This is a genomic window from Bacillus sp. LR_5, assembly GCF_042709275.1.
In genome coordinates, this window is record NZ_JAVAXX010000034.1 from 21,776 (window position 1) to 37,980 (window position 16,205).

Below are 16,205 nucleotides of genomic sequence, written 5' to 3' on the forward strand. Positions count from 1 at the left end.
GTCTTTACTGATACACGCGTTTTTTCGTTTTCAAAACATCAGCAAGAAACGTCAGCGCAAGTCCCTGCCCCCATCCTTGTATTCGTTTGTAAGGCACCTGTTTGTATCCTTCGGCATTTTTCATGACGGCTGTCCCGGCTGATACCTTGCTGACCCGTCCGTCCTCTTCCACCGCATCCAAAATGGCGGCAAGCGATTTCTGCACATATTTTGTATACAGCTTTCCGCTCGACATCAGAGCAGAAGCAATACCCGCTGATGCCGAAACCTCCAGATAAGAATCCGGATCATCCAAAATCGTATGCCACAGCCCTGATTCATCCTGAAGCCGGACAAGCGCGCTCAGCTGGTCTCTGAGCGATCCGTCGATGATCATAAAGGAAGGATGTGTCACCTCAATAAGCGGGAGCGCCTTTGCCATCGTGAGTGCCGCCCAGCCGTTCGCCCTGCCCCAATAAATCCCCGACAGATGATTTTGCGCTTTGTTGTCCCAGGCGTGGTAGTACAAATTCGTGACAGGGTCCTGAAGCACATCCTCATGTCCGTGAAACTGGCGCAGGCCGTCTTCAAAATAATCCTCACGCTCCATGATCCGCCCGATTCTCAGCATAAACAGCCCAGCCATCATCAGCGTATCCGCCCATGCCTGTTCAGGAAACACGTATTCTGCTGCATTCACCGTATGCTGAAGGATACCCTCGCCAAAGCGCGGCGCCTTATGCAGCACATATTCCGCCATCTCGGCCGCTGTTTCCAAATACACGTCATCACCTGTCACCTTGTGGAGGAACAAAAGCGTATGCCCAATGGAAACTCCGTTGATCGAAAGCGGCGGCAGCCCATCCTCCAACTGTTCATCCACCCACGTTTTTAACAGATTGATATATTCCTCGTTTTCCGTCGCTTCATAGGCCTCCGCCACACCGTAAAACGCGACGCCGCCCGGCCAATCCCACGCAAAATCCATCTGAAATGTCCGTTTCACGATCCGGTCAATAACCGACGTCACCTTTTCTTCATCAAAGATAAGCTGTGCCATCTGCAACACTCCTTTTTATTTTAATCCGGTCGTACTGATGCCCTGAACGATATATTTCTGAAACAAAAAGAATACAAGAATCACAGGCAATAACGAGACGGCCGACATGGCAAACATCGCGCCCCAGTTCGAAGCCGACTCTGTATCGAGAAAAAGCTTCAGCGCAAGTGAAACAGGATAAAGCTCCGGCTTATTCAAATACAAAAGCGGTTGAATCAGCTCCTCCCACTTCCAATAGAAGGAGAAAATCGCAGACGTCGCAAGCGCGGGGGCAATCAGCGGGAGAATGATTCGCCAAAAGCAGGCAAAGCGCCCGCATCCGTCGATTCGCGCGGCTTCATCCAGCTCCTCGGGAATCGTCCGGATAAACTGGATCATCAGAAAGATAAAAAACGCATGCCCGAAAAATTGCGGAACGACAATTGGTTTAAAGGAATTCAGCCAGTCTAATTTCGCAAACATAATATACTGCGGAATCATCAACACTTCATGAGGCAGCATTAACGTCCCCATCATGCACGCAAACCAAAATTTTTTTCCCTTAAACGGAATACGCGCAAATCCGTACGCAATGACAGCCGATGACAGGACGGCACCGATTGTTGACAGTCCGACAATGATCGCCGAGTTTTTAATAAACGTCAGAAACGGCTGTCCCGCGATACCCTTCCACCCTTCAGCATAGTTACTGAGAATAAAAGGGTCGGGAATGAGAGAATGTGAGGTTGTAAAAATACTGGCGCTTTCTTTAAACGAGCTGACAAACAGCCAAATGACCGGGTACAGCAGCAACACCGCCAGCGTTGCCGTACAAACATGGAACAGTATGCGTTTGGGACTGACACGACCGGCTTTTTTTCTTTCTAAAACCGGGGCTTTTCTGACAGGCTCGTTGACCGGCTCCATCCGTCATTCCTCCTTTGACTCGTAATGAACCCAATATGACGATGTTTTAAACAATATGAGCGTAATCAGCCCGACAATGACAAGCATGACCCACGCCATCGCCGATGCGTAGCCCATTTGAAAATAGTTAAACGCCCGCTGGAACAAATAGAGCGAATACAGAAGCGTCCCGTCAAGCGGCCCGCCCTCGCCCTTCGAAATGATATAGGCAGGTGTAAATGTCATAAAAGCAGAAATCGTCTGCATCACTAGGTTAAAGAAAATAATCGGTGTAAGGATCGGAAGCGTGATCTTGAAGAAACGCTGCACCCGATTTGCCCCATCCACACTTGCCGCTTCCAAATACGAAGACGGAATGTTTTTCAGCCCGGCCAGAAAAATCAGCATTGACGACCCGAACTGCCAGACGGACAGCAGAATCAATGTCCACAGCGCACTTGTCGGATTCTGGTACCAAAGAATTTTTTGATCAATCCCGACAAAAAACAGCAGCGCATTGATGACCCCGTCATTGCCAAAAATATTGCGCCACATAATCGCCACGGCGACGCTCCCGCCGATGATCGAAGGCAGATAAAAGAGCGTTCTGTAAATGGCCGTTCCTTTTGCTGCATTGTTTAAAATGACAGCGATAAAAAGCGCGAAGCCGAGACGGAGCGGAACCCCGGCAAGCACATACGTAAACGTCACCTTCAGAGACTGCCAATACTTTTCGTCACCCGTAAACATTTCCTTAAAGTTGTCGAGCCCGATCCATTTCGGCGCCGTAAACAAGTCATAGCTCGTGAAGGACAGAAACAGGGACGCCCCCATCGGGATCACCGTAAAGCATAGGAACCCGATGATAAACGGAGAAATAAAAGCATATCCCGCCAGATTGTCTTTTCTTATACTCCGGCTTTTTTTCATTACGTCAGCCCCATTTCCCGTCAATTATTCCTCTCTAATATCTCATTGGCCTTTTTTCGGAACGTTTTGGCGGCTTTTTCCGGCGATACCTTCTGATACAGAATCTGATCTGACGTATCCTTCAGCAGCTTGATGACCTCCGCGCTTCCCACAGGCTCTGGCGGATCGGCTTTGCTGATGTTTTTTGACGCGGTTTCTACATACTCCACGATGTTGGCTTCTTCCTCATTCAGCTTCGGTTTAATCGCATCCGCCACCTTGTCGGAGACTGGAACGCCTCGCTCGCCTTTAATCAGCTGGTTCGCTTCCTCATTATTCACGAAGAAATTAATAAATTTCGCTGCCTCTTTTTTATGCTCAGAGCTTTTCGGAATGGAAAACAGCATACTCGGCTTCAATGTCAGCGCCTTTTCCTTCATTTGCTCCGGCGGCAGATAGAGAGACAGCGGCGAGTCTGTCAACCGGGCAAAGCCCAAATATTGATTGGAGTAGTTCCATGTAATCGCTGATTTGCCTTTGACGATAAAATCGTCTTCCATCCCTTTAATCTGTGCGCTTTCATCAGGTGTTGGGGACGTTTTCGCTTTCACCAGCCTCAGCTGCCGTTCAAAGTAATCGACAAACATCTGATCATCTTGATACGCGAGGCCAGTGCCGTCTTCTTTATAAAAGCGCTCACCCTTTGTGCGCAAATAATAAGGGAAGAAAATATCAGGCGGATGCATTCCGTTGGAACCGTAGACACCGGCTTTTTCCTGAAGATCATACGCCAGCTTCTCGTAATCCTCCCACGTCCAGTTTTCCTGATTGATAGACACACCGGCTTTTTTCAGCAAATCTTCATTGGCAATCACAGACAGCACGTTGACACCTAGCGTAAATCCATATAGCTTATTGTCGATTTTTCCGCCCGACAGCATATTCTCGTCGATTGAACTGACGTCAATCGTCCCATCCTTTGTATACGGCGTTAAATCTTCCAGCTGGTTCTTCTTTCCGTATTGGGCTAAGTAAGCGGTATCCATTTGAATGACATCAGGAAGCTGGCCGGCGGCAGACATGGGCGCAAGCTTTTTCCAGTAGTCATCCCAGTTCGCAAATTCCGCTTCAATATGGACGTGAGGATTCTTTTTCTCGTAAAGTTCAATTACCTTTGTTGTATAATCATGCCTTGGCTGCCCGCCCCACCACGCGATTCTGAGCGTAATGTCTTCTTTTTTCCCCGATGCCTCTTCGCCCACAGAACATCCGCTGAAAATAAAGACACAGACAAGCGATAACAGAACGTAACAAATCTTCTTCAAACCAATCCCCCCTTTAATGTAAGTGCTTACATTTTATTTTAAAGCGTTCGGATAGGGCGAAACACTCAAAAAACAGTGGCGAAAGTCAAAAAAACAGAGATGGCTATCCTGCGGAAGCGCCTCCCTGTTTTCTTCTGAATTCTGACGGTGTCAGACCGGTATATTTTTTAAAAACAAGACTGAAATACTTCGGATTATCGCCAAACCCGATTTCTTCAGCAATTTCTGATACACTCGCATCCCGCCTCATTTTCATCTGTTTTATCGCATGTTCAAGACGCACTCGTGTAACATATTGTGAAAATTTCTCGCCTGTTTCCTGCTTAAATAACTTCCCGAGATAATCAGGATTCATAAACAGCATATCCTTCGCCGCCCATTTTAAGGACAGATTCGGATTTCCGAGCTCGTCGGCAATAAGCCTGATCATTTTCGAAATCACTGCGCTCCCATGCAGGTCACCAGACGCTTCAGCTGTGTCACGAAACAGCTGCCCCGCGTGCCGGAGTTCTCCCGCCTGACTGATGGCCATCTTGCGGTCCGCAAAAACCTCCGCCACCTTTTCAGCGGCGTTCTCCTCTACGGCGAGTACGGTCCATTCTCCGCTGCTGCAAACCGCTGTCAGTGCCGACCCGAATGCCTCTCTGGCTGCGGCATCAATAGATTGTTCCCCTTTTAAGATCAAGAGGCGGATCTTTTTTCCGGCAAGTGAAGGCGGCGGAGACAGCTGGGCCACACCGGCGATCAAGCCTTCCAAGTATTGATCGGCTGCAAAGGAACGGATATGGTCCAGCTCGTGTTTCAGATGGGCTGTTTTCTTTTCGTGCACATCTTGCCGCTTCAGCTCAGCAATGATTTCCTCCAGCGAGCTGATAATCTGCTGTTCATTGCAGGGCTTCAGCAAATAATGCTTCACCCCATATTTCATGGCTTCCTTTGCGTACTCAAACTCTCCAAACCCGGACAGGACGATAAATTGCACCGACGGGCTGATGGCCGACACCTTTTTGATCAACTCAAGTCCGTCCATGCCGGGCATTTTGACGTCTGTGATGACGATATGCGGCTGCTTATGTACAATCTTTTCATATGCTTCATGTCCGTTCTGCGCTTTACCGATCAATGAGGCGCCAAGCGACTCCCACTCAATGATTCCCGCCATTCCATCAAGGATAATCCTCTCATCATCAGCCAGCAGTATTTTATACATCACACCACCTCATTTCGGCACGGTATTGTGATCACAATCCTCGTCCCCTTTTCATGCTCACTATGAATCCGCAAGCCGTATGGCTCTCCGAATGTCAGGCTGATGCGCTCGCGAATATTCCAAAGTCCGATTCCTCTTCCGCCCGTTGATTCAAGAATCCGTCCATCCATGCCAGGGCCGTTATCTTCGACCGTCATACAGACACAGTCCTTCGCCTTTTTCGCCTGAATCCGGATGGCGCATGGCCTTGTAAAGGGTTCAAGCGCGTATTGAATCGCATTTTCCGCAAGCGGCTGGAGCGTCAGTTTCGGAATGAGGCAATGCTTCACCTCATCGTCAATATCCAACGTGAAATTCAGGCGCTCTTCAAATCGAAATCGCTGAATGGTCATATAGTGACGTACAATGTCCGCCTCCTCCTGAATGGTCACGATATCCTTTTTCATATGTATGCTGTTTCGCAGAAGAAAACCGAGCGATTCCACCATTTTTGAGATTTGCTGTTGCTGATTCGCCTTAGCCAGCCAATTGATGGACTCGAGCGTGTTATATAAAAAATGCGGATTGATCTGGGCTTGCAGTGCTTTCAATTCGGTTTCTTTAATGATGAGCTGTTTTTCCACATTTTCTTCCATCAGCTCATTAATCCGTTTCATCATGACAGTAAAATGGCGGTTCAGCATGCCGGCCTCATCCTGTGTATGTTCCGGCAGAGAAAGCGACACACCCGCTTCAATGCCGCCGTGCTGCACCGATTTCATCGCGGTCACAAGCTGTTCAATCGGCTCCGTGATGCTGTTGGCGATTTTCCTTCCGAAAAGCAAAACCACACAGAAAAAGAGAAGAAAGCATGTGCCGATCACTGTTTTCATAAAGGAAATTTTTGCGAACATCTGATCAAAGGGGATAACGTTATAGTAGCTCCAATTTTGGTAGGATGATTGAAGATAAGAAATAAAGTAACGTTTGCCATTCTTTTTTATCAAGTCATAACCGGGGTGCTTCAGCGTCTCTTTTGCTGCCTCAGGAACATGCGCTGATGCATGTGCCGTATACACCAAATTCCCGCCTTGGTCAGCAATCATAATGTCTCCGACTGAATCGCCCCAATCCTTCGGCACATCACGAATCATTTGTTTTACATTGACTTGGATCAGCACCATGCCCAAGCCGTTCAGACTCAGCTGGTGATAGGACCTGATCTGCCGTGCTGAAATCAGGACAGGATCTGACCCGCCGAGCGTCATCCAAAGATTTCTTCCATTTTTCGCTTTCACTCGCTTAAATACCTCTTCCTGCTCCTGCTGCAAAAGATCTGAAGAACTGCTTCCGGCTGAATACTCTGAGCCGCGGGCATCAATCAAATGAATGGAATCGATGTACTTTTCATCGCTGGCATATCCCGCAAGCTGATCCCAGAGCTCCTGCTTCATTTGATACTGATCGTACGTATCATCGCGATTTTGCATGCTCAGGATGCGCTGAATCTGTTCGTCCGTAATGATTTCATATGACACATCCTCTATCTTCTTCAGCTCGTCTTCGATCCTTTCAGAAGACATCCGAAGCACCTCCGAGGACTTGCGGTAAATCTGCTCATCATACACATGAAAGGCATACTGGACCCCGCTGTATACAAACAGAAAGGATACGGCCATAATCAACGATAGAAACACAAACAGCTTATCCTTAATCTTCATCCGCCTGTACCAGCCAGCAACTCTTTTCTTCATGCCGCCTTTTCTTTCTCCTGCCGCTGATCCATTGACCGAAACGCTTTAAAAGACAGCTTCGTTAAGATCAGGCTGAGTAAACTCCCGCTGAAAAACAATAGAAACGTGACATGAAACAGAACGAGACAAAGCACACCGACAGCGCCCGCCGCCATCAAAAGCGTCACCGCCGGACGGCTGAAGGCAATGAAAAAGCTGATGCTCAGCACCTCTCTGATTTTTACGTCAAAATGAGAAAATACCGGGAACACATACAGCACAACAAACGCGAAAATCAAACTAATGCTCAGGAATACATTGACGAGCACAAGCCGGTCCATCTGAGCCGCTATCCGCATATCCGCAAACAGAAACAGGGCAGCCGTCACAACGATAAGCCCGAGGATCTGTGATGCCCGCCATTCCTTTTTAAACGTCCGAAAAAAGACAGAAAACACCGGGGCATCTGTATTCCCCTTCGCCCATTCTCTCGCCACTGTAAACATCGCGGCAGTAGCGGGCATCAGCCCAAACACAACCAGGCCTGCAAGAGAAAACAAAATCCAAAGCACATTCAAATAGGCCAGTCTCATCACCCACGTACAAAAACGATTCAGCCCATTTGTCACACTGTGTATCATCAACATCACCTTCCTGCTTCGGAAAACGCTTTCATTTTAAAGTAATATGTATTTCTCCTTTCGAAAGAAAATTCCTGCCGGTCTGTGAAAATTTCGACATGATGAGAGACGGCAGCAGCCCTATCTTTCCCTGTAACGCCGGATGGCCTTATCGATCAAATATCCGGCAATGGCTCCGAAAATGACATTGAATCCAAGCATTCCGAGCGCAGCCCCTTCCCAGCCGCGTACATACACGAGGCTGTACCAGATCGCAAACACACCAAGGACGATCAGCCCGGCCAACATCCATTCCGGTCGACTTTTGTCAGGAAATCTCATCCGCATCAATACGGATACGCCAGCAAACAGACAAGCCGTCACAATCCCTGTCACAAATAATATTGGCCACACATCGCCTGCCTCCCTTTTAGAAAAAGACAAAAAAGCCCCCTGCAAAGGACGCTTATTCTGCCGTAATCTCTTTCTCAAACAAATGATATCCGGACGCATCAGCACCCATGAATTCATATCCCATACGCCGATAAAAGGAATGCAGGGCGTCACTATCAGCGACACAGTCAAGCCGGATCCGCGTTTTTTCCGGAAAGTGTATGCCCGTCTCCGCCCACTGAAGGACGCGGGCTCCAAGCCCCTGTCCCGCAAACCGGCGGCTTACTGCGAGGCGGTGTAAATAAATGGACTCCTCATGCCCATCGTCTCCCCAAAGCGTCCGGTCCCACTCGCTCGGTGCAGGCAGCAGCATCACGACAGCCGCAAGCTCTTCATCTTTTTTAAACACAAACACATGTCCCTTTTCAATTGACCCCGTGATATCATGTATATCTTGCCCTTTCAGAAGTCCGCTCCATTGGTTAGAACCCCGATCCCGGAGCCATTCAGCTGTTCGGACGAGCAACCCGGTAATCGATTCTGCATCCTCATAGACGGCCGGACACGCGTAAAATCCATCTGCAATCGTTTCGTTCTCAATCTTAAAAGCTGACATAAAGGCCTCCCAATCAAAAAGTAAGCTTGCACACACACCTTGATTATAATGCAGACCAAACTGCAAAAACAGACCATTTTCTCTGTATGTAAAAGGGTGTATGAAAGAGAGGCCAATCTGCCTATTAGAAAATCTTCTTTTTATCCCGTTCTTCTTTTAAAATTTCAACCGCTTCTCTGAAGCGCATAGAGTGTACGATTTCACGCTCACGCAAAAAACGCAGGGAATCGTTTAAATCAGGATCATCCGAAATATCAATCAGCCATTGATACGTCGCCCGCGCCTTTTCTTCTGCGGCAATATCTTCGTATAAATCGGCAATCGGATCGCCCTTCGCTTGGATATAGCTCGCGGTAAACGGCACGCCCGCCGCATTATGATAAAAAAGCGCGCTGTCGTGATTGACGTAATGATCGCCAAGCCCAGCTTCACGCAGCTGCTCCGGTGTGGCGTCTTTCGTTAACTTATAGACCATGGTCGCAATCATTTCCAAATGGGCAAACTCCTCCGTGCCGATATCTGTTAAAAGGCCGATGACCTTATCAGGAATCGTATAACGCTGGTTCAAATACCGGAGAGCTGCGGCCAGCTCGCCGTCCGCTCCGCCATACTGCTCAATCAAATACTTCGCCAGCGTCGGGTTGCACGTACTGACCTTGACAGGGTATTGCAGCTTCTTTTCATACACCCACATTCAGGCATTCCTCCTTATACTTGCCACGGCCATGGCCCTTTTCCCCAATCCCAATCCTTGCCCGCGGGGCTGTTGCCGAACTGCAGAAGCGGTCCGTAAGAGGATTCGAACTGTCTTTTTAAGTGCCTTGAATAGCCGGAATATTGATTGAATTGCTTCAGCGCATCTTCATCATGAGGATGTGTATTCAAATAAAGACTCAGCTCAACAAGCACAAAATCAGCAGCCTGTATTTGCTCTAGCTGACGATAATATTCGGCGTCAACCTTTTTTGCCATGTGCGTCTCCCCCTCGATAAGGGTTTTCATAAAAATCATAGAGATCCTTCCAAAGGGTGCCTTTTCTCAAAGCCTCCATCGGCGAAAACTGCTCCATATGCTCAGGCTGAAAGGTCATATAAAGGTTAGGGGGCGTTCTGTAATATTTCTTCCCTATGGGCGGACAGGGATCAAAACGGCTGTGAAAGGGCGTATATGATTTGACAGGCGTAAACGGCTGCATATCCTTCATTCCGGCTCCTCCTTTCTCAAAAACAATGACCTTAATAGGTATGAGGCAGGAGGCGTGATTATGACTGAAACACGACTTAGCTTTTTCAATCTTTAATAAGAAGACCTTCGGAAGCGCCGAAGGTCTTTCTAGACTATTCAGTCCAAAATGAGGTCAGTGTTTCCAATATGCAGCATGAGCAGCCGCAAACTCTGACAGCGAACGAGGTTCTTTTCCCGTCACACGCTTCACTGTATCCGTTACCCGATGTTCCGCACCATGGCTGATTGCCTCATCAAGCTTCGCCATAAAATGGGCATAATCCGCGGGCAAACCTCCTGCCTCCATTTTATGCTGCAGCTCGGAACGAGAAATGCTGACATGCTCCACCCGGCGTCCCGCCGCAGCTCCAATGATCTCCGCCGCTTCGGCATAGCTCAGCGCCTCGGGACCTGTCAGAATATGAAGTGTTTGATGAGGAACATCATCAATCAAAGCCCTGACGGCTGTTTCTGCGATGTCATCAGCGTCAATAAACCCAAGTTTTCCTTCACCCGAAGCCGTTGTGATGCGCCCCTCCGTTTGAATAGACATGCGGTGCTGGACATTGATGAAATTTTGCATAAAGTATGAAGGCCGCAGCACCGTCCATTCTGGAAACTCGCGCACTGCCTGGTGAAGCGCGCCAAACACGGGACCGTTCTCGGAGACAACAGACGCACTTTGCATCACTACCCGCTTTGCGCCGAGACGCTTTGCTTCCTTTAAAAAGGGAAGCACATAGGGAGCCGGATCAAGTACACCAACCGGAGCAACAAGATAGATGTCTTTTACCTGTTCTAGAGCAGGCGTAAAACTGGAGGCGTCCTTCCAATTAAAATACACATACTCAGCATCAGCAAGCGCGCCCTTTTTCCGGCTCGCAATACGCACCCTGTGTCCCAGCTCTATTAAACGGCTGGCAATTCGGCTGCCGACTGTGCCAGTCCCGCCCGTGATTAAAATCGGATTCTGTTTCATCATTTCCCACTCTCCTCTGTTTGCAAAAATGATCCTCCAAAGGCCTCTTTTACAACAAGCGGATTCCAATAATCCCTATAACGCACAATGCGGCCGTCTCTCGTTTCGATGACACTGATATAACTTTGGCGATAAGGCAGCCCAGTCTCAACCACATGGCCGTCACATTGAAACTCCGCAATCATCGTATTCGTATCTGCTGAACGGTACACTGTCGGAGCGGTAAATGAAGAAAGATGAATCTGCTTAGGATAATCTTTAATATAATCGTAAATGGCCGCTTTTCCTTCTATTCTTTTTGGTGATCCCTCCGGCGCATAAGGGAACTCAAATACAGCATTCTCATCCCAAAGCTCCGTCCAGCTCTTCATGTCCTTCTCAAGCATATAAGCCATAAACTTTCTCAATGTTTCACATGCTTTTTCAAACTCATTCATCAACATTCATCATCACCTCATTTTTATTTCTAGACTATTCAGTCCAAAAAGTACATACATGGGCAAAGAATCCTTTACCACATGTTAATCAAGCACTGATAAACTCACGTCAACATGGTCCTGAAGACGATCCATATCTGCCGTCACTTTTGCAATAAAGGTCAATGACAGCCTGCTTTGATTCAGGTACCGGGCAAGCGCAGATATATCAGTCTCTTCTCCATTCAATTCTCCTTGATCCTTCGCTCTTAAAAGCGCCTGATAAAAAGCGTTCTCAAGCTGCTTGGATTGTCTTTCAAAATACAGGGCAAGCTCAGGGTCATGAGGAATCTGTTCAATCGCGCTGTTAATGATATAGCACGCCTTTGCCCGTTCCGGGTCCCTCAGGGCATTGACACCTTCTTGAAAAATATCACGAATGGCTTCCTTTACAGATCCTGGCGCTTCAAGCCTTTCCATAACGGCAGCGTTTTTCCCTTCAAGATACGATTTCACAGCGGACAAAAACAAATCACGCTTCGTGCCATACGTATCATACAAACTTTGGCGCGCAATGCCTAAATGAGAGAGCAGATCCTGAAGAGACGTTCCTTCGTAGCCATACTCTCCAAAAACCTCTATCGCCCTGTGAAGAACAAGCGCCGTATCAAATTCTTTATTCCTCCCCAAAAGACGATCACCTCCTGAAACAAATGTTACCAGTTTCCAGACTGAACAGTCAAGAAAAAAGCTAAAAAAACACTCTTGATCTGCAAGAGTGTCCTCTTTTTATCATCATCTTCTTTATTTATAACCGTCTTTTCCCCAGTGGCCCATATGGTGGTGATGGTGGCCATAATGACCATCATGATGATGGTGATGATTATCCTTTCCAACATGGTGATGATGGTGATGAAGATTATCTTTTCCATCATGATGATGGTGATAATAGTGGTGATGTCCATCATTTTCATGGTGCATGTTCGGATAACTTACAGTTCCCGGAGAGCCTCCATAGCCGCCGCTTGGGTAACCGCCGGATCCTCCGTACGTTCCATATCCCGGATAGCCGCCGACACCTCCATGTATGCCGTGATCTGGGTAGCCTCCATACATGCCAAAGCCCGGGTGGCCTCCATACATGCCATAACCCGGGTGGCCAATACCAAAGCCCTGATAATGACCAAAACCAGGTCCGCCATACATATGTCTTGTATCAGTCATATTCACTCTCTCCTTCACATAGGTTACAGTCCAGAGTATGAGAATATCTTATAGATCGTATAGGCGGCCGCCTACATACAGCTAAAACAATTTCCGGGACAAAAAAAGCAGGCCATAACAGCCTGCTCACTCCTTACTCACCTAAATCAACGTTATGATATACCTGCTGAACATCTTCCAAATCTTCTAATGCATCAATCAATTTTTCAAACTGTTCCTTTGCATCATCCGGAAGCGTTACTTCACTTTGCGCAAGCATTGTCAGCTCCGCTACTGTAAATTCCTCGACACCCGCGTTTTTAAACGCCTCTTGCACCGCATGGAATTGATCAGGCTCAGCATATACGATCACGCTGTCATCCTCTTCTAAAATGTCACGGACATCAACATCCGCTTCCATCAAGATCTCAAGCGCTTCGTCAGCAGTTTTGCCTTCCACACCGATTACAGCCGTCGCGTCAAACATGTAAGCAACAGATCCGCTCACACCCATGTTTCCGCCGTTTTTCCCGAACGCCGCACGCACTTCCGGCGCCGTACGGTTTACATTATTCGTCAGCGCATCAACGATAATCATTGATCCGTTCGGCCCGAAGCCCTCATAACGAAGCTCATCGTAATTCTCTTCCGCTCCGCCCTTCGCCTTCTCGATCGCACGTTCAATGATGTTTTTCGGCACGCTGTAAGTCTTCGCACGCTCAAGCACAACCTTTAGCGCCTGGTTGGATTCCGGATCAGGCTCGCCCTGTTTCGCCGCCACATAAATCTCACGGCCAAACTTCGCATAAATTCGACTCGTATTTGCGTCCTTAGACGCCTTCTTCTCTTTAATATTGTTCCACTTACGGCCCATGATGTTCCACTCTCTTTCATATATATCAATCTAAATACTGTTATTCACTTTATCCATTATACCTCAAATGGTTTGGTTGTTTCGAGTGTCTTGCGTTAGAAATAGAAGGAATGCCGCGATGTGGAAAATGGAACGTCTTCCGTAAAGCAAGAAAAAGCCCTAGCTAAGGGCTTTCTTCTGGTCACTAAGTTTGTAAGGGGAATGTTCGATATACGTCGTATTTCGATCTGTTGATTCCTTAAATCCGCCGGAGTTTGTCAGGGTTGGAAACGACATGCTTCCCAAAAATAGAGTAACAGCCAGGCACATCATCACTTTTTTCTTAATAGGCATATAAACACTCTCCTTTTAGAATATCTTCTTGGGCTTTCAGCACTTTCCGATAAAACGCAGCGGCTTGTTCAAAGTGACAGCTGCTTTCAAAAACAGCGGCAGCACTCCGGGCACATGCTTCAATGTAAGCGTGCAGGTTCTTTTTTTCGAAATAGCTTAAAAGATCATGAATTTTTCGTTCATCAACAGTCTCCTTGTACACGGCCTGCAAGAACAGAAACAATTCTTTATAAAATTTGTGAGAACGTGCTGTGATATGGTCTAATCCTTCCTCTATGAACTGAAACGCCTTCTGTGTTTGGCCCGCTTTACATAATGTCCAGCTTAATCCAAACAAGACTTTCGGAAGCAGATCAGGCACTTTCTCTCTGCTTACTTTCGCCGCTTTTTGGAAATGTTCTACAGCCATCTGATCGTCTCCTGATCTGTCATAGCTGTTTGCAATGTTCAATAGAGAAATGGCGATAAACCTGTCATTTTGAATGTCCATTGCCAATTCCAGCGCCGCCTCTAAATGCGGGAGCGCTTTATCATAATGTTTGAAATCATCATAGTTGCCGGCGATCACAAACAAGCTTTGTATCGTTCTAATGCTGTATAGAGGATGGTTTTGATAAATGTCCAAGGCTTGAAGAATATGATGCATCGACACATGGGTTTGCTTCATGTGATAATACGCTTCGGACACTTTAAAATGGAATTCGGCTTTCTCAATATCATCTGACACAAACGGCAGTTCTTTCTCCGCCTCGCGATAATACCCGATCGCTTCCACATATTCTTTTTGGTCAAATTCATACATGCCGCGGAAAAACAAAGAGTAGTATTTCAAAAGGCCTGTGAGTTTTTTCTGAGGGGTCTCAATCGTTTCAAGAAGCTCTGTCACTGTAGGGCGATTTCCGTATGTTTGTCCCGGCTCCAAATAATCAAGCATCAGCTGGTGACGAAAACACATCAGAGAATAATAGATCAGTAAATCCTGGTCTTCTTCCATCTGCTGAATGTCCTGCTCCACCTCCGCTTTCAGAATCTCAGCATCCGGAACACTGAACTGGCGAATCATTTTATACCATTCATTAATCTTAACACCTACACGCGAAGACGGTATGGCTTGACTCAACGGCTTCCCTCCTTCTCTATGAGATATGTCATATTCTATCAATCCCAAATTTTGAAAACAATATAGAAGGAAGAAATTGTTTTTTCATCCTGTCAATTTGTTTTTCTACGCAAAAAAGACCCTTTACGCAAGGGTCTTTGTCATTCTATTTCATATACGTATTCACGAGCTCGTAACAGCGCTCTTTCGTCTGTTTGGCAAGCTCTTCCGTTTGGACGACTCGGGATAATGAACCGCCGCCCTCCTCATCATATCGTTTCTGGGCCGCAGCATCCCTATCCTTCATCCATTGGCGCTGTTTCACTTTTAATGCCGCCATGTCTGAAGCAGGAAGCTGTTTTTGCAGCACGCCGTATATCTCGTTCAGCAATCCGTCCCACATTTGATAATTGTAACCGTAATCCTCAATCATCTGATAATCACTTTGATAGTCATTGTGCTTTTCTTTCTGTTCTGTCGCTGACAATTTGGCAGCATAATCTGCTTTTGTGTTTCCCTTTTCCTGCTCACTGCTCTGTGTATCCGCGTTATCTGATGACTCGGTTTCCTCAGCCGTTTGAACTTTTTCTTGCTCCGGAGCCTCAGTCTCGTCTTCATTATTACTCACTATACTGGTATCCTTTGAGCTGATCGCCGCCTGTCTTTCCCCATTTGAACTTTTCACATTGAAAAGATAAGCTGTTCCGCCGGCAGCCTTCGATTCATAGGACTTCACAAATTCCGCCGTTTCACCGTTTCTAGACAGAATCGTTTTCGCTTCTTCTTTTGTCAGCTTGATATCATCCCCTTGAAGCGACTTGCTGTCCCATTTGTTGATCTTCCAATCGCCATCTTCCTTCACCAATTCAAACGTCCATAACGTGCCCATATTGTTTAACTCTGTTGCCGGGTCTATTGATGAAGCCTCTATCTTATTCTTGTCCTGTTCATAAGTAAAACGCACATCGAAATCAGTGCCGGGGTGAAAAGGAGCATCACACTCGCAAAAGTACTCTCCGGCCAAATCCTTTAAGGTCTGATCTGCAAACGTCTCTGTTGCATAAGGCAGCACACTAGGCCCTAGCTTGTTGAAATCCGCCTTGTTTGCCGTGCTCCAGCCGTTTTCTTTTCCCGCTTTATCAAATGCATTAAAGATCGAATCAATATCGTTTTTCAAAGCTGATTTTACTTCCTGCTCCGTCAGCTTCGCAACGCTTGCCTTCTTCACGGCTTGCTTTTCTTGATCCTTATCAGAAGCTCCGCTATCAGAACACGCCGATAATAGGAATAAAATAGATAAAAGCAGCGCACCCAATTTATAAGTCATTGTCTCTTCTCACCCTTCTGCTCTCTCATGGTAGCTTTCTT

At 47.1% G+C, this 16,205-nt stretch carries 19 protein-coding genes and 1 pseudogene; all 20 read right to left on the reverse strand.

Annotated features, from left to right (window positions below):
- Positions 1 to 4 precede the first annotated feature (4 nt).
- Positions 5 to 1,039, reverse strand: coding sequence for a rhamnogalacturonyl hydrolase YesR (gene yesR / locus RAC86_RS10190; RefSeq protein ID WP_014479107.1), 1,035 nt, complete (start codon positions 1,037 to 1,039; stop codon positions 5 to 7).
- A 15-nt stretch (positions 1,040 to 1,054) separates the two neighbouring features.
- On the reverse strand, positions 1,055 to 1,945 hold the full coding sequence (locus RAC86_RS10195; RefSeq protein WP_038428560.1) for a carbohydrate ABC transporter permease: 891 nt from the start codon (positions 1,943 to 1,945) through the stop codon (positions 1,055 to 1,057).
- A 3-nt stretch (positions 1,946 to 1,948) separates the two neighbouring features.
- A complete protein-coding gene (locus RAC86_RS10200) occupies positions 1,949 to 2,878 on the reverse strand; it encodes a carbohydrate ABC transporter permease (RefSeq protein WP_336805502.1) in 930 nt (309 codons plus the stop codon).
- Positions 2,875 to 4,158 carry an ABC transporter substrate-binding protein gene (locus RAC86_RS10205; protein WP_015715472.1) on the reverse strand — a complete coding sequence of 428 codons (1,284 nt, stop codon included), beginning with the start codon at positions 4,156 to 4,158 and terminating at the stop codon, positions 2,875 to 2,877. Before RAC86_RS10205 ends, RAC86_RS10200 begins: the two co-directional genes overlap by 4 nt.
- 103 nt (positions 4,159 to 4,261) lie before the next feature.
- Complete coding sequence (gene yesN, locus RAC86_RS10210) at positions 4,262 to 5,368, reverse strand: two-component system response regulator YesN (protein ID WP_377885565.1); 1,107 nt, start codon at positions 5,366 to 5,368, stop codon at positions 4,262 to 4,264.
- Entirely contained in the window at positions 5,368 to 7,101 is a 1,734-nt protein-coding gene (yesM, locus tag RAC86_RS10215; protein WP_377885566.1) for a two-component system sensor histidine kinase YesM, read from the reverse strand. The genes yesN and yesM overlap by 1 nt, the downstream gene beginning before the upstream one ends.
- Complete coding sequence (locus tag RAC86_RS10220; RefSeq protein WP_377885568.1) at positions 7,098 to 7,727, reverse strand: YesL family protein; 630 nt, start codon at positions 7,725 to 7,727, stop codon at positions 7,098 to 7,100. The genes yesM and RAC86_RS10220 overlap by 4 nt, the downstream gene beginning before the upstream one ends.
- Positions 7,728 to 7,841: 114 nt before the next feature.
- On the reverse strand, positions 7,842 to 8,144 hold the full coding sequence (locus RAC86_RS10225; protein ID WP_080529034.1) for a YesK-like family protein: 303 nt from the start codon (positions 8,142 to 8,144) through the stop codon (positions 7,842 to 7,844).
- A gap of 22 nt (positions 8,145 to 8,166) precedes the next feature.
- Complete coding sequence (locus RAC86_RS10230) at positions 8,167 to 8,709, reverse strand: GNAT family N-acetyltransferase (RefSeq protein WP_015252620.1); 543 nt, start codon at positions 8,707 to 8,709, stop codon at positions 8,167 to 8,169.
- Positions 8,710 to 8,833: 124 nt separating this feature from the next.
- Positions 8,834 to 9,403: a spore coat protein CotJC gene (cotJC, locus tag RAC86_RS10235; protein ID WP_003233850.1), complete on the reverse strand. Its 570-nt coding sequence runs from the start codon at positions 9,401 to 9,403 to the stop codon at positions 8,834 to 8,836.
- A gap of 14 nt (positions 9,404 to 9,417) precedes the next feature.
- On the reverse strand, positions 9,418 to 9,681 hold the full coding sequence (gene cotJB / locus RAC86_RS10240; RefSeq protein WP_003219491.1) for a spore coat protein CotJB: 264 nt from the start codon (positions 9,679 to 9,681) through the stop codon (positions 9,418 to 9,420).
- Positions 9,665 to 9,913 carry a spore coat-associated protein CotJA gene (cotJA, locus tag RAC86_RS10245; RefSeq protein WP_003219489.1) on the reverse strand — a complete coding sequence of 83 codons (249 nt, stop codon included), beginning with the start codon at positions 9,911 to 9,913 and terminating at the stop codon, positions 9,665 to 9,667. The genes cotJB and cotJA overlap by 17 nt, the downstream gene beginning before the upstream one ends.
- A gap of 133 nt (positions 9,914 to 10,046) precedes the next feature.
- Positions 10,047 to 10,915: pseudogene (locus RAC86_RS10250) on the reverse strand (NmrA family NAD(P)-binding protein).
- Entirely contained in the window at positions 10,912 to 11,355 is a 444-nt protein-coding gene (locus RAC86_RS10255; RefSeq protein WP_377885570.1) for a nuclear transport factor 2 family protein, read from the reverse strand. Before RAC86_RS10255 ends, RAC86_RS10250 begins: the two are co-directional and overlap by 4 nt.
- Before the next feature lie 78 nt (positions 11,356 to 11,433).
- Positions 11,434 to 12,018: a TetR/AcrR family transcriptional regulator gene (locus RAC86_RS10260; RefSeq protein ID WP_377885571.1), complete on the reverse strand. Its 585-nt coding sequence runs from the start codon at positions 12,016 to 12,018 to the stop codon at positions 11,434 to 11,436.
- 114 nt (positions 12,019 to 12,132) lie between these two features.
- Positions 12,133 to 12,552: a spore coat protein YeeK gene (yeeK, locus tag RAC86_RS10265; RefSeq protein ID WP_088325411.1), complete on the reverse strand. Its 420-nt coding sequence runs from the start codon at positions 12,550 to 12,552 to the stop codon at positions 12,133 to 12,135.
- A 133-nt stretch (positions 12,553 to 12,685) separates the two neighbouring features.
- Positions 12,686 to 13,405 (reverse strand): YebC/PmpR family DNA-binding transcriptional regulator, encoded by a 720-nt coding sequence (locus RAC86_RS10270; protein WP_003233863.1) that lies wholly within the window; start codon positions 13,403 to 13,405, stop codon positions 12,686 to 12,688.
- A gap of 159 nt (positions 13,406 to 13,564) precedes the next feature.
- Positions 13,565 to 13,738: a phosphatase RapH inhibitor PhrH gene (gene phrH / locus RAC86_RS10275; RefSeq protein ID WP_088325410.1), complete on the reverse strand. Its 174-nt coding sequence runs from the start codon at positions 13,736 to 13,738 to the stop codon at positions 13,565 to 13,567.
- The gene (rapH, locus tag RAC86_RS10280) at positions 13,728 to 14,858 is read right to left on the reverse strand and encodes a response regulator aspartate phosphatase RapH (RefSeq protein WP_377885572.1); all 1,131 of its coding nucleotides are present in this window, start codon (positions 14,856 to 14,858) and stop codon (positions 13,728 to 13,730) included. Before rapH ends, phrH begins: the two co-directional genes overlap by 11 nt.
- A 145-nt stretch (positions 14,859 to 15,003) precedes the next feature.
- Positions 15,004 to 16,164 (reverse strand): lysozyme inhibitor LprI family protein, encoded by a 1,161-nt coding sequence (locus tag RAC86_RS10285; protein ID WP_003233867.1) that lies wholly within the window; start codon positions 16,162 to 16,164, stop codon positions 15,004 to 15,006.
- Positions 16,165 to 16,205 lie beyond the last annotated feature (41 nt).